Raw genomic sequence first — 12,694 nt, 5'->3', positions numbered from 1 at the left:
TCGCCTTAGCTGTTCACAATAAATGAATTGAGGCTTATTGGTTTTCCTGTTCCGTGAGCAATATTTATTAATTCTATGTAAACAAGAGAATAAGGGGAGTAGACTCTAAAATTAGGGGTTTAAACCGACACTTTAATATTTTTTGTACTCCTCATATGAAGTTGGGTTGATAGCGCTTCTTCAACAGTCCATCCATTCTTAATTCTACCACTATAAACTGAAGTGCTTAGTCCGTATGCTTCACACATAGCCTTTTTACACCGCTTCAGCGGAAGGCTGGCTCTTATCATAGACATCCCCGGCAATGAGAACACTATCCGGCTTTTCCTCGTCGGTTATCCGCAAGATCTGCTCCAGTATGTATTTTTGATCGTCGATCACATTAAATTCATTGACGCGCTTTCCGATATGCAGATCGGCAATATGGAGCAGTTTCATCGTATTATTCTCCCAAATTTCTATTCCTTTTCCGGTTTATTCTTCTTATACCTTCCATCTCTCGGCTTTTGCGCATTTTCCGGTATGGCCCAAGCGTTTCCAAAGAGGACAGCGCCAGGTATTTTTCCTTGAGCGCAAAGCACCTAAGCCCTCCGCTGTGTAATTCCCCTCGATTGACTTGAGTAGAAAAAATCCTTTTCCACTTTCCGTTATCTCTGAGGCGACAACCGCCTCTTCTGGCCGTGAGATCTTTTTTTTATTATAAAATATACCGTCGCAGCATCAATCAACAAATGTGCAGATATATGCGTTGCCCTTGGCGAAAATCCGCTGGCATAATTATGGCACGGGTCTTCGCCTTTTTTCATACACATTGAAACCACTGGTTAGCACGAAGACATTTTTTTGCGGAAAAAGCAATTTCATAAATCATTCGCTTTTCCTGGCCGGTACAGTCCTCCAACAGCACGGCCAAATCCATCAGGTATTCCGCCGGGTCATTAGTTTGGTTGCCGTTTAACAGACGATCCATTGTAATTTCGAGGGCATTTGATATTCGCAGCAATGATTCAAGGCTGGCCTTCCTTTTGGCCGTTTCAATGTGACTCATATAGGTCACGGACATATCGATTTTTTCTGCCAAATCCGCTTGCGTCATTCGTTTCTCCAAACGAAGCTCCCTGATTCTGAGACCGATGATTTTAAAGTTTATTGGCATACGATTCCTCCTCTAATGTAGAATACAATACCATTCTACATGGCAGGTTAAAATCCAGGATTCGGCAGCCTTTTCTTGGATATTGGATATTATAACTTGAACTATTTTTCTTTGGAAATGAACCACAGGCAAATTAGTTAGCCTGTGGTTCGTTTTCTTTTCATCCGGATTCACACATAATCTTCAATATATCGTATCTGTAGGAGTCTCCCATGGATAAAAACAAGGATTATATAAATGACCGCAAAGCGCGTATTCGCGAACGTTATAAAGGTGGCGACCTGGATGATGTGGAGATTATCCCGGCAGCGCCGCAGGAAAATATCTATGACGACGAGCAGCAAAAGCGCGTGGCAATCTATGCAAGGGTTTCTACCGACGACCCACGCCAAACATCCTCATTTGAGCTGCAAAAGAACCATTACACCGACTTTGTCAGTCACCGTCCCAATTGGGTTCTTGTTGGCATTTATACAGATGAGGGCATTTCAGGCACATCGCTTCAGCACCGCGACGCATTTCTCCGGATGATAAATGACTGCCAGAACAGTAAAATTGATCTGATTGTAACAAAGTCTGTTTCACGTTTTGCCAGAAATATTTTGGACTGTATTGGTTATGTACGTCAGCTAGCTGGAATGCAGCCGCCTGTTGGCGTTTTCTTTGAAACAGAGAATATATACACGCTTGACAGCGGCAGTGAAATGATCCTATCCTTCATGGCCACGATGGCACAGGAAGAGTCTCACAATAAAAGTGAAATCATGAACGCTTCAATTGAAATGCGCTTTCGTAGGCGTATACTACTGACGCCGCCTTTGCTGGGCTACGATCAGGATGAAGATGGCAAACTAGTCATCAACCAAAAAGAAGCTGAAACCGTGCGGCTGATTTTCTTTATGTATCTCTATGGGTATACCTGCGTACAGATTGCCGATACCCTCACAAAGTTGGGTCGCCACACGAAGAAAAACAACACGACCTGGTCGCCGGGTTCCATCCTGCAAATCCTTCAGAATGAGCGCCATTGCGGGGATGTTCTGGCCCGCAAAACGTGGACGCCCAATTACCTTGACCATAAGTCCAGAAAAAATAAGAACAACCGGAATCAATACAAATGGAAAAATACACACGAAGCCATTATTTCGCGGGATGACTTTATTGCGGTGCAGCGATTGATCAGCAATGCCAGGTACGGTAATAAGGGGATTTTGCCGGAGCTGCATGTCATACATAATGGCGCGTTGAAAGGATTTGTCGGGGTGAATCCCCATTGGGCGGCTTTCCGGGCCGCTGATTATCGCTCGGCGTCCGACAGCGTTTATGACGGTGAGTACATCTCCTCTGAGAATGAACTGCAGATTGAAGCGAAATCCGGTGATTTTGACATGCGCGGGTTTGAAATCGCGCGAGCACAGTTCTTTGACACAGCGGAAAAGATTTGCATCACATTCTCCGCCGACTATATCGTGTTCAGCGCGAAGTGTATCAGAAGGTTTGATAAAGCGCAGTATATCGAAATGCTGGTTCATCCGGGCAAACGGCTTCTTGTTGTCCGCCCCTGTGCAAAAGAAAAGCGGCACGCAATCAGGTGGGCTAATCAAAATGACGGCCAGTATTACGCCCGCAGTATCAGCTGTGCTGCGTATATCAAAACGCTGTATGAGCTCTTCGGGTGGAAGCTCTCCTGCAAATACAGGATTCGCGGTGTTTTTAAGCAGAAGAATGAAGAGGCGGTCGTGGTATTTGATATGCGGGAGACCGAAATCTTTATTCCTCAAAATGCGTTGGAGACAGATCTTGAAACGCAGACAGAATCGGATCTGCTTAATGGCGAGGTGGAGCCGTTTACCACTGGGCCGAAAAAAGATATCATGGCGTATCCCGCCACGTGGGCAAACAATTTTGGCAATAACTTTTACCGGCATGCCCAGGCGCGCGAACTCATGGCTTTCGACAGCCATGGCACCTGGAATGTTCATGAACAGGGGCAGCCGTTTTCCGACTCCCTACCGCTCAATATTACAAGCGCCGAGGTTGTCGGCACGCAAATCAAACAGATGATCTGCAACATGCAACGGGAGATGGCTGATGATGGAGAAGGATAATCTTGTTCCAGGCGGTACCGGGGAAGATTCAGCTTTGCCTGAAACTGCCGGGCAGAACCAATATAACAACAGAAACGTTGCGCAGGAGGAACCGTTTAGTTATGAAGGGTATCAGGTGGTTCGTCGTGAGTTCTTTTCTCATATACACGAGCCATCCATCACATTCAACCGTTGTAGAATATCGTTGAATACAGCATGCCTAAAACGGCTACCGGAAGTGGACTATGTGCAGATACTGGTGAATCCGGAGGAGAAGAAACTTGCCGTGCGCCCCCGAGACGAAGATGAAAAAGATACTTTTCTTTGGTGTACTACCAGGGGAGAAAAGCGCGAACCAAGGCAGATCACCTGCCGCATGTTTTTTGCCAAAGTAATTCAGTTGATGGACTGGAATCCGGATTATCGTTACAAGATGCTCGGGAAGCTGATACGAAGAGGTGATGAGCAGCTTTTCATTTTCGATCTTACGGCAACGGAAGTCTATCAGCGCGTACTGAGCGATGGCGATAAGCCCCGGATGTCCCGCACTCCGGTTTACCCGGCGGAGTGGCAGAATCAATTCGGCCTCCCCGTTGAGGAGCATCGCAAGCTGCTCCAAATCAACATATTTGATGGTTATACTGTGTTTGGGATCAAAGACAAATCCGATTCCCAGACAGAACCTGCTCGGGAAAGACAGCCTGACGGGGAGGGCAACAAAGTATGACGGAAAGCCGTATGGAAAAGCCGCTGATTGTGGTCGACTTCAAAAAGTATCGTATCAGGATTCATAAAAACACGCTGTTGTCTATAGGCAGCCCGGAGTATATTTTCCTGCTGGTAAATCCAAAGGAACGTTCGTTGGCAATTCTGCGCAGCGACCGCTTTAACCCTCGCGCGCATCGTATATCATCGGTTTCGCTGGAGGGCGTCAAACCGGTTGAGCTGTACAGCCGGTCACTGATAAAAACACTACGCGATGTATGTAGCGATTGGCAGGATCACAAATCCTACCGCCTATACGGCGACATCATTCCAAGTGAAGGGATTGTGCGCTTTTATATGCCAGACGCCCTTCCTGTGAAAGGGGGGGAAGCATAATCACATGACGGAATCACAAGTTATAAAGCTGAAGATAGACAATGATTTTAAGCGGCTGATATCCCCTTTATCGGAAGAGGAACTGTGCTTGCTGGAGCAAGACCTTATACGAAATGGCTGCCGGGAACCTCTGTCGGTGTGGAATGGTACGATTCTGGATGGCCATAACCGATATGAGATCTGCACACGCCTTAATATCCCTTTTTCGGTTCAGCGCATCAATCTAAAAAATCGCGAGGAGGCTATCGTATGGATTTGCGTGAATCAGCTTGGACGACGTAATATCGCGGAAGAAACTCGAAAATACTTGATCGGCAAAAGATATGAAACGGAGAAAATACTTGGCGCCCATAATGTAGCCAGCGTTAACCAATACGCGAAAAAAGAGCTCGGGGCAAAGAGTTTGCCCGAAGATCCCTTCGGTCTGACGGCCAGCCGGACAAGGGAAAGGCTGGCGGAAGAATATAATGTTTCTCACGCCACCATGCTCAACTATGGGCACTACTCCCGTGCTCTGGATTCTCTGTCGGCGGTTGTGCCAGAGCTTCCCCCGAAGATCCTTTCCGGAGAAGTCAGGATATCCCAGGATAACATTGTTCACCTGTCCAAATTGACCGGTTCAGAGGTTATGCGTTTGAAACAGCTGGTTTCAGAAGATGCATACCTATTGAGCAGCAGCGCTGAAATACGCCGCCTGTTTCCTCCAAAGCAGGTAAAGCCTCCGCTATCTATGCCACCCGGCTCCATAAAGGACATGCCCTCCTATGACCCGGATGCCGAGATATCCAGTCTCACATTAACCATTCCTTCTTGGGTTAGTTCCATCAACCGCGCCAAGGCTGCCGCTAACCTCAAGAACACGACAAAGCAGGCGCGAGGGAAGCTTGGAGAAGAGCTTACCAGCCTGAAAGAAACAATTGACTCCATACTGGCAGCCATGAAGGAGGTACCTTAATGGAAGATTACCGCGAATATGTCCCTAATGTTCATTTTGAACAGATCCCCATCAAAAACCTGGTATCCAACCAGGAGTATCAAAGGAATCTTGCCGTTTCACACCTTCGGAGGACGATAGAGAATTTTGACCTGTACCAAATCAACCCGGTAAAAGTCAGCCGCCGCGACGGCGTTAATTATGTTTTCAACGGCCAGCATACAATTGAAGTTATTGCTACTGTTTCAGGATCGCGCGAGACCCCGGTCTGGTGCATGATTTATGACGACTTGGAGTATAGCCAGGAGGCCGATATTTTTGCCAACCAAATGAAATGCGTCAAGCCGCTGCTCCCATATGAGGTATTCATGGCCAATGTGGAAGCCGGCAATGACGACCAGCTACTCATCAAATCACTGGTGGAATCTTACGGCATGTTCCTTTCACAGAACAAAGTTCCAGGCGGCATCTGCGCCATCGCCTGCCTGGAGCATATCTATCACAATTATGGATTCCATGTGCTGGATCGCACGCTACGCCTGTGCATCGGGACATGGGAAGGCGATTACAATTCCCTGTCTGCTAATATGCTCAAGGGGATCGCTCAGATGGTTGTCGCTTTCGGAGACAGCATGAAAGATGATCTTTTCAAGGAAAAAGTCGGCGCGTTTTCCTCCAGAGAAATCAGTCGTACGGCAAAGGATCGAAGAGCCGGCTCGCTGGGTTATGCCGAGTCCATGCTCATTGCGTACAATAAGAAAATGAAGGCGGGACTTCAATGGTCAAAGCTATATCAGTCCCAGTCCGCCGTACCGGAGGAAGATTTTGATGCAGGGGACGAAGAGGAAATGGAACGTGCCGAAGAGACAAATGCATTCTAACAGTTGATACATACGACCCTTGCGTCATCCATTTCGGTTAGCTCAACGCGCAAATCCTCGGGCGTTACGGTTATCCGATGAACTGCCTCAAACGTAGGAAGCGATTCCTATTTCTCACAACATTCGGCATTTGAATACTACGGCTGTGCTAACCAAGTTTTATGAGGTATATGTATCGGGAGAAAACCGCTTTGCGCAATTTGAATATGATGGTGTGACCTATCGCTATATCGCACCCTGCATAGTAATCGGAGTCGAGCGGAAGAATGACGGTGTACGAATCACCGATATGGAACGCACTGTACTTGACGGTATCAACGATTTTCAAAAAATAGCAGGACTGGAGGAATTGTTGCGCTGTTTGGATTTAGTACCGCATGTTAACGAAAAGAAGCTCTTAATCCTATCTCGAAGCCTATAACAAGCGATTCCTGTATCAGAAATCCGGATATATACTGCAAAACTTTCAGCGTGCATTCTGCTTATTCAACGATTTCTTCGATGCCCTGTGAAAAAAAACTGTCCAAAAGCGTTCGCTATTTATATCGTGGCAGGCGAATTTCGCCATAATTAAAATAAGAATGTATTTTATCTACTATCATCCTATGAATTAACAGTATTCAATGCCTTGAAAAGAAGATCATGTCTGTAAAATTAAAAATCCAATTCTTTAGTAATATATGTATTCGTTTTCTTCTATTACAAATTTAATATAACCTAAATCTCTGAGTTCTTTTTTCCACTTATCTACACGTTCATAGCCTATATGATCCGGTTGTCCATCGTAGACATAATTAAGCATATCCTTGGTGCGCGCTTTACCCATCCAGTTCCATTAGCCTGAGAGTCCTCTAAAATATAGTTGTAAATATTACCAAATATTTTCTATAGTTACCAGTTGGATTTATTTTTTGGGATCTTAAATAGGCAAGTTTCTGTGCTTTATTTTCTTCAGTCATCAAATAATCCCCCCTTTATTAATCAACTTCATTTTATCCGCTTCATCCAGTATGGAAATCTGATAACGGGCTATTTCCAATAATTTGACTGCAAAAATATTTTAACTAAAATGAAAAGCTAAATCAGTTTTATTATGGCCAATTCGCCATAATAAAACTGATTTTTACTGTCCTTACTCTGCTTATATGAACTTCTGGTGCTGCACTTTTTCGAAAACTTCTTTGCTGATGATAGCATCATGATTATCCTCTATAAGATACATCGGCAACTCACCGTTATTCTTTACCTGTTTGTGAGTCAAGCAATTTTCAACATAGTTTTTCTGGGATAATACAGTCCCGACATATTTCTCATTGGAAAGAATTCGGTCAATGGTGGAAGTACTCCATTCGCTCTTTCCGGTTACCGTTTTTATGTCGTTCTTTTCAAGATAAGATTTAATCTTACGGCAGCCATAGCCTTTGAGGTATAAATCATAAATGAGCCAGACTATTTTGGCTTCCTCTTCAACGATAATCAATTTGCCATTCTCGTCTTTTGTATAACCAAGAAAGTTGGTATGGTTCAGCTTTACATGCCCTTTTTCAAAACTGCGTTGAATTCCCCACTTGATATTCGCACTTTTTGACTCACTTTCACTTTGAGCAACGGCAGCTGCGGTGGCAATGATTTTTAGCATTCGCCAATCAGACGAATCCAACCTCTCCATTTCAAAGTAGATTGTAATACCTAAACCAAGGAGTTCATTAAAGCTCTGTAAAAAGGGAAGGGTATTTCGCCCGAAACGGCTGATAGACTTGGTGATAATATAGTCAATTTTCCCGGCACGGCAGTCTTTCATCATCCGGTTGAATGCAGTTCTGTTATCGAAGCGCGTACCCGACGCCTGCTCAGAATAGATACCCGCAAGTGCCCACCGTTCGTGATTGTTGATATAATCCGTATAGTACTGAATCTGTGCATCCAGACTGGTTTGTTGTTCTTCATAAGCTGTGCTGACCCTGCAGTAAGCGGCAACACGTAAAACCTCTTTTTTGATAGACGGTATTTCAATGACAATATTGTTATTCATTTGAAATGCTCCTTTCTCTTTTACAAAACAAAAAGACATGACAGTTTATAGAACCGTCATGTCGAAGACATATTTTTTAATTGCTTATATATAAAATAAGCTACATTTTCTTGTGCGCTTTTCACAAGAAAATGTAGCTTTTAACATGGTGGAGGCGGGGGGAATCGAACCCACCGTCCGAAGGACCGACCACAGGAGTATCTCCGAGCGCAGGCTGCAGTTTAGATTTTGCTCCGCGGGCGCCTACAGCCGGGCTCCGTTGGAACTATCTCGATGAATCTTACTTGAACCCTCCGAGAATTGGGTTCAAGCCAGCCCGTTTAAATGACCCCCTAGCCCGGGCCACGGGCCCAGCGCGGGTAGAAGGTTAGACAGCAATTAAGCTGCTAAAGCGTATTCGTTCTTGGCAATTATAGTTTTCCACCGTATTGCGGGCTGATGGAACCCCGGCTCGCTCCTCCTGCCACCGCTTCCCCCGTCGAAACCTTTACGCCCCCATAATTATTATCGGGTTGTTTTCTACCGGGTTAAACGTGACAAAAACATATTATAGTTTTTCTATAAACATTTGTACGAATGAATTCGCACCTTAATCAGCTTTCCCCTCCGTGATGAATCTTAATAATTAAGCTTTGACCTTTCCTTCATCGCCCGGTCCATTTCCCGCTTGGCATCTTTGGCGGCGATGTCGTCCCTGCGGTCGTACAGCTTTTTGCCTTTGGCCAGGGCTAACTCGACCTTGGCCAGACCGTTCTTGAAGTACACCTTGAGCGGGATCAGCGCCAGGCCCTTCTCCCTGGTCCTGCCGAGCAGCCGCATGATTTCATACTTGTGCATCAGCAGCCTGCGCGTGCGCTTGGGTTCGTGGTTGAACTGGTTCCCCTGCTCGTAGGGGCTTATATGCATATTATATAGCATCAGTTCGGCGTTTTCAACGCGGGCGAAGCTGTCCTGCAGGTTGGCCTTGCCGGCGCGGAGGGATTTGACCTCGGTCCCGAACAGTGCGATGCCGGCCTCAAAGGTCTCCATAATATGGTACTCGTGCCGGGCCTTTCTGTTCTCGGTGACATTCTTGACATTCATGCCGGTTCTCCCGAAAAATTAAACCCTTTTCCAATCTCAGGGATAAGGGCGTTGTCGTAAACTAGAAACAAAGCAGTCTATAAAGCTATGCCGGCAAACCGGCGTCTGTAAATGAGTTCCATACACAGTATATAAGACTGTTATAGCCTCGCAAACATATTTCTGCGTATTTTAATTATAGCAGTTGGCCCGGAATTGTCAAGACGGGAGGTTACAGCTTCATCTCCGCGGCAATGCTCTTCATGGCCTCCAGACCTAGACCCACGAATTCTTCCAGGGAAAGTCCCAGCTCGGAGCAAGCTTTCATTGTCTCACGGTTGGCTCCACGGGCAAAGGCCTTTTCGTTAAACCGCTTCATTAGAAAGGGAACTTCAACGGCGGCCAGCTTTTTCTCCGGCCGGATCAGGGCGCCGGCCACAATGAAACCGGTCAGCGGGTCAGTGGCGTACAGGGCCTGGTCCATTAAGGACAGGCGGGGGAGGCCGTGGTACTCATTGTGGACTTTGATGGCATAAACGATATCCTCAGGCAGGCCCAACTCCGCCAGCATCTCCGCGCCCTCAAGGCTATGCCTGGCCGGGTCGTCCTTGGTGCGGTCGTAGTCGATGTCATGCAGCAAACCGGCCAGACCCCATTTTTCCTCATCCTGTTCGAAATGCCTTGCCAGGCGGCGCATTACGGCTTCAACGGCGAGGGAATGGTTAAACAGGTTCCGGTTGGTAAGGTTTTCTTTCAGCAATGCCAAGGCTTCTGTTCTTTCCAAGTAGATCAATTCTCCCTTCACGTTGCTTTGTACAATATAAATTCGCTCCCGCTTTAACACCTTTTTTATACTACTTCAAACATATTCGTCTAATCTTTTATGTTTTTTCGCCTTACGCCCTATGGCCCTACGCCTCAGTCATCATACTGAAGTTCTGTAAGCAACTTGAAAGCCCGTTAACTTCTATTAATTCATCCCATTATGTTTTAATTCTATACTTTTACCGGCATAAACTTGGCGGTTGACTTGGCGGCCACACTGCCGTCCGGGAGCAAGGCATCGGCCTCCATCAAGAACAAGCGGCGCTTGTTGGCAACCAGCCTGCTTTCTATGGTCAGTTTCGCTCCTATGGGTACCGGATTGACAAAACGTGTCGTCATTTCCGCAGTCATGGCAGACAGCTCCCTGCTCCAGAGCCATTGGGCCATAACCTCATCCAGTATTGTGGTTAACAAACCGCCGTGCATCACCCCGTTCCAGCCCTGGTGCTCGGGTCCGGCAACGAAGGAGGCGCGGCAGATATCCCCTTCATGCTCGAATACCAGCTTCAACCCGATAGGGTTTTTGGGGCTGCAGGCAAAACACATATGGTTGCTGTCTTTAAGCAGTTTGGACATTGCATGAGCCTCCTTCTACTCGGAAAACACTCACAGAACGCTTCAAGAAAATGCAGGTGCGAATTCATTCGACAAAAGTCCTTTAGACGCTCAAGTACGGCGCTGGCGCACCCACCGTGTGCGATTGAAAAGGCGTCCACATTGCCAAGTTTTCATCCGCTGCCGGCGCTACGCAGCGGCATGATGATGTCTAAAAAGGTCTTTGTCTATTTTAACAAATCAGCCTATTTATGACAACTTGGGGCAATACAAAAAAGCCGGGGTTACCCGGCGTTTGTTGCGTGTGGTTACACTTTGCTATTGCCTGCTCAATATAACTAAAACGAGGGAAGTCAGAGCAAAAAGTATTGATACGCCAACGGTAATCTTGCTCAGGAGCTCGTCCAGTCCCTTTTTCTTACCCCCAAAGATAGCCTCGGCCCCGCCGGCAATGGAACCGGACAGGCCGGCGCTCTTGCCTGACTGCAGCACAATCGCAGCAATAAGGGCAATGGCAGAAAGGATGTGCAGGACGTATAGGATAATCTTTACAACCTCCACGAAATCACCTCCCCAACTTTTAAACCAATATATTATACCATACTGTCCTATAACAGACAATTGCAAGAAACAAATATTTGACTGCTCCCGGATTTACAAACACACAGAGTGCTTCTCCAAACAATGTTGGTGCGAACTCTTAGTATCATTTGTTGGTCGTTTAGTATTAGCGGCAGGTTACCTGTTTAAAAATTAATATTGTAAAGGCTTTTGGCGCCCCGGTAGAGAGAAAGTCCCTCCAGCTCCTCCTCAATACGGATCAGTTGGTTGTACTTGGCCACGCGGTCCGTACGGGCAGGCGCCCCGGTCTTAATCTGGCCGGCGTTGGTGGCCACCACCAGGTCGGCAATGGTAGTGTCGTCGGTTTCCCCTGAACGGTGTGAGACCACGGCAGTGTAACCGGCCTGCCGGGCCATCTCGATGGCGTCCAGTGTCTCGGTAATGGTACCGATCTGGTTTAACTTAATCAGGATCGAGTTGGCCACCCCGCTCTTAATGCCCCGCCTTAAAAGCTCCGTGTTGGTGACGAAAATGTCGTCCCCCACCAGCTGGATTTTTTTACCCAGTCTTTCGGTGAGCTTGCGCCAGCCGTCCCAGTCGTCCTCAGCCAGGCCGTCTTCAATCGAGATAATCGGGTATTTCTCCACCAGCATGGTGTAGTAGTCCACCATTTCTTCCGCTGTGCGGCTCTTACCTTCGGTCTCAAAAACGTACCGGCCTTCTTTATAGAATTCCGTGGCGGCGGGATCCAGTGCCAGGGCTATTTGCTCGCCAGGCTTGTAGCCGGCGGCGCTGATTGCTTCCACAATGACAGCGAGGGCTTCTTCATTGGACCCCAGCATGGGGGCAAAACCGCCCTCATCACCGACAGCCGTATTCAGACCTTTCTTTTTCAACACCTTTTTCAGAGTGTGGTAGACCTCAGCGCCCATGCGCAGTGCTTCGGCAAAGCTGCCCGCGCCCACCGGCATGATCATGAATTCCTGGATATCGACGTTGTTGTCGGCATGCTTGCCGCCGTTTAAAATGTTCATCATCGGAACCGGCAGCACCTTGCTGTTGGTACCGCCGAGATACTGGTAAAGGGGCAGCCCGAGCGATTCGGCAGCGGCCTTGGCTGCGGCGATGGAAACACCCAGGATGGCGTTGGCGCCGAGCTTGCCCTTGTTAGGAGTGCCGTCCAGTTCAATCATGGCCCGGTCGATGCCGAGCTGGTCGGTGGCGTCATACCCCTCTATCTCAGGAGCCAGGATCGAGTTGACGTTGTCGACTGCCTGTAAAACTCCCTTGCCGTTATAGCGCTCCTCATCGTCATCCCGCAGTTCCACTGCTTCCGATGCGCCGGTAGAGGCGCCGGAGGGCACTGCCGCCCTGCCCATGCTGCCGTCTTCCAGGTAAACATCCACCTCAACGGTAGGGTTGCCCCGGGAATCCAAAATTTCCCGGGCGATGATTTCTTCAATGATACTGGACACTTTGTATTCCTCCTCAATTACAAGA

General features: G+C 47.4%; 13 protein-coding genes, 1 other RNA gene and 1 pseudogene. 6 read left to right on the top strand and 9 right to left on the bottom strand.

What is annotated here, in order from left to right; translation table 11 throughout:
* Positions 1-258: 258 nt before the first annotated feature.
* Together Psfp_RS16705 and Psfp_RS16695 are read right to left on the bottom strand one after the other, a co-directional pair.
* Positions 259-438: pseudogene (locus Psfp_RS16705) on the bottom strand (metallophosphoesterase); the annotation flags it as partial.
* A 364-nt stretch (positions 439-802) separates the two neighbouring features.
* A complete protein-coding gene (locus Psfp_RS16695) occupies positions 803-1,156 on the bottom strand; it encodes a helix-turn-helix transcriptional regulator (protein WP_134219672.1) in 354 nt (117 codons plus the stop codon).
* A 212-nt stretch (positions 1,157-1,368) separates the two neighbouring features.
* On the opposite strand from Psfp_RS16695, the gene Psfp_RS16690 reads away from it, so the two are divergent.
* The 6 genes from Psfp_RS16690 to Psfp_RS21355 all read left to right on the top strand — a co-directional run bounded on the left by Psfp_RS16690 (position 1,369) and on the right by Psfp_RS21355 (position 6,580).
* Positions 1,369-3,264 carry a recombinase family protein gene (locus Psfp_RS16690; protein ID WP_134219671.1) on the top strand — a complete coding sequence of 632 codons (1,896 nt, stop codon included), beginning with the start codon at positions 1,369-1,371 and terminating at the stop codon, positions 3,262-3,264.
* Positions 3,248-3,970: an integrase gene (locus Psfp_RS16685; protein WP_134219670.1), complete on the top strand. Its 723-nt coding sequence runs from the start codon at positions 3,248-3,250 to the stop codon at positions 3,968-3,970. Before Psfp_RS16690 ends, Psfp_RS16685 begins: the two co-directional genes overlap by 17 nt.
* Positions 3,967-4,344, top strand: a complete 378-nt coding sequence (locus Psfp_RS16680) for a hypothetical protein (RefSeq protein ID WP_134219669.1) — start codon at positions 3,967-3,969, stop codon at positions 4,342-4,344. The genes Psfp_RS16685 and Psfp_RS16680 overlap by 4 nt, the downstream gene beginning before the upstream one ends.
* 4 nt (positions 4,345-4,348) lie before the next feature.
* Positions 4,349-5,299 (top strand): hypothetical protein, encoded by a 951-nt coding sequence (locus Psfp_RS16675; protein ID WP_134219668.1) that lies wholly within the window; start codon positions 4,349-4,351, stop codon positions 5,297-5,299.
* Complete coding sequence (locus Psfp_RS16670; protein WP_192895491.1) at positions 5,299-6,159, top strand: DUF6551 family protein; 861 nt, start codon at positions 5,299-5,301, stop codon at positions 6,157-6,159. Before Psfp_RS16675 ends, Psfp_RS16670 begins: the two co-directional genes overlap by 1 nt.
* Positions 6,160-6,289: 130 nt before the next feature.
* A complete protein-coding gene (locus tag Psfp_RS21355; RefSeq protein ID WP_153189549.1) occupies positions 6,290-6,580 on the top strand; it encodes a hypothetical protein in 291 nt (96 codons plus the stop codon).
* Between the two features lie 720 nt (positions 6,581-7,300).
* On the opposite strand, the gene Psfp_RS16660 is transcribed toward Psfp_RS21355, so the two are convergent.
* The 7 genes from Psfp_RS16660 to eno all read right to left on the bottom strand — a co-directional run bounded on the left by Psfp_RS16660 (position 7,301) and on the right by eno (position 12,669).
* Positions 7,301-8,191 carry a recombinase family protein gene (locus Psfp_RS16660; RefSeq protein ID WP_134219667.1) on the bottom strand — a complete coding sequence of 297 codons (891 nt, stop codon included), beginning with the start codon at positions 8,189-8,191 and terminating at the stop codon, positions 7,301-7,303.
* Between the two features lie 146 nt (positions 8,192-8,337).
* Positions 8,338-8,688, bottom strand: a transfer-messenger RNA (tmRNA) gene (ssrA, locus tag Psfp_RS16655).
* 121 nt (positions 8,689-8,809) lie between these two features.
* The gene (gene smpB, locus Psfp_RS16650) at positions 8,810-9,274 is read right to left on the bottom strand and encodes an SsrA-binding protein SmpB (RefSeq protein ID WP_134219666.1); all 465 of its coding nucleotides are present in this window, start codon (positions 9,272-9,274) and stop codon (positions 8,810-8,812) included.
* 211 nt (positions 9,275-9,485) lie between these two features.
* Positions 9,486-10,037 carry an HD domain-containing protein gene (locus Psfp_RS16645; RefSeq protein WP_134219665.1) on the bottom strand — a complete coding sequence of 184 codons (552 nt, stop codon included), beginning with the start codon at positions 10,035-10,037 and terminating at the stop codon, positions 9,486-9,488.
* A gap of 212 nt (positions 10,038-10,249) precedes the next feature.
* Entirely contained in the window at positions 10,250-10,654 is a 405-nt protein-coding gene (locus Psfp_RS16640; RefSeq protein WP_134219664.1) for a PaaI family thioesterase, read from the bottom strand.
* A gap of 297 nt (positions 10,655-10,951) precedes the next feature.
* Entirely contained in the window at positions 10,952-11,194 is a 243-nt protein-coding gene (secG, locus tag Psfp_RS16635; protein WP_134219663.1) for a preprotein translocase subunit SecG, read from the bottom strand.
* Positions 11,195-11,379: 185 nt separating this feature from the next.
* Positions 11,380-12,669 carry a phosphopyruvate hydratase gene (gene eno, locus Psfp_RS16630; RefSeq protein WP_134219662.1) on the bottom strand — a complete coding sequence of 430 codons (1,290 nt, stop codon included), beginning with the start codon at positions 12,667-12,669 and terminating at the stop codon, positions 11,380-11,382.
* Positions 12,670-12,694: the final 25 nt, after the last annotated feature.

The sequence above is a fragment of the Pelotomaculum sp. FP genome (assembly GCF_004369245.1).
GTDB classification, from domain to species: Bacteria; Bacillota; Desulfotomaculia; order Desulfotomaculales; family Pelotomaculaceae; genus Pelotomaculum_C; species Pelotomaculum_C schinkii.
Note: the sequence above shows the minus strand (reverse complement) of the source record. Positions and strands in the feature narration are given on the sequence as shown.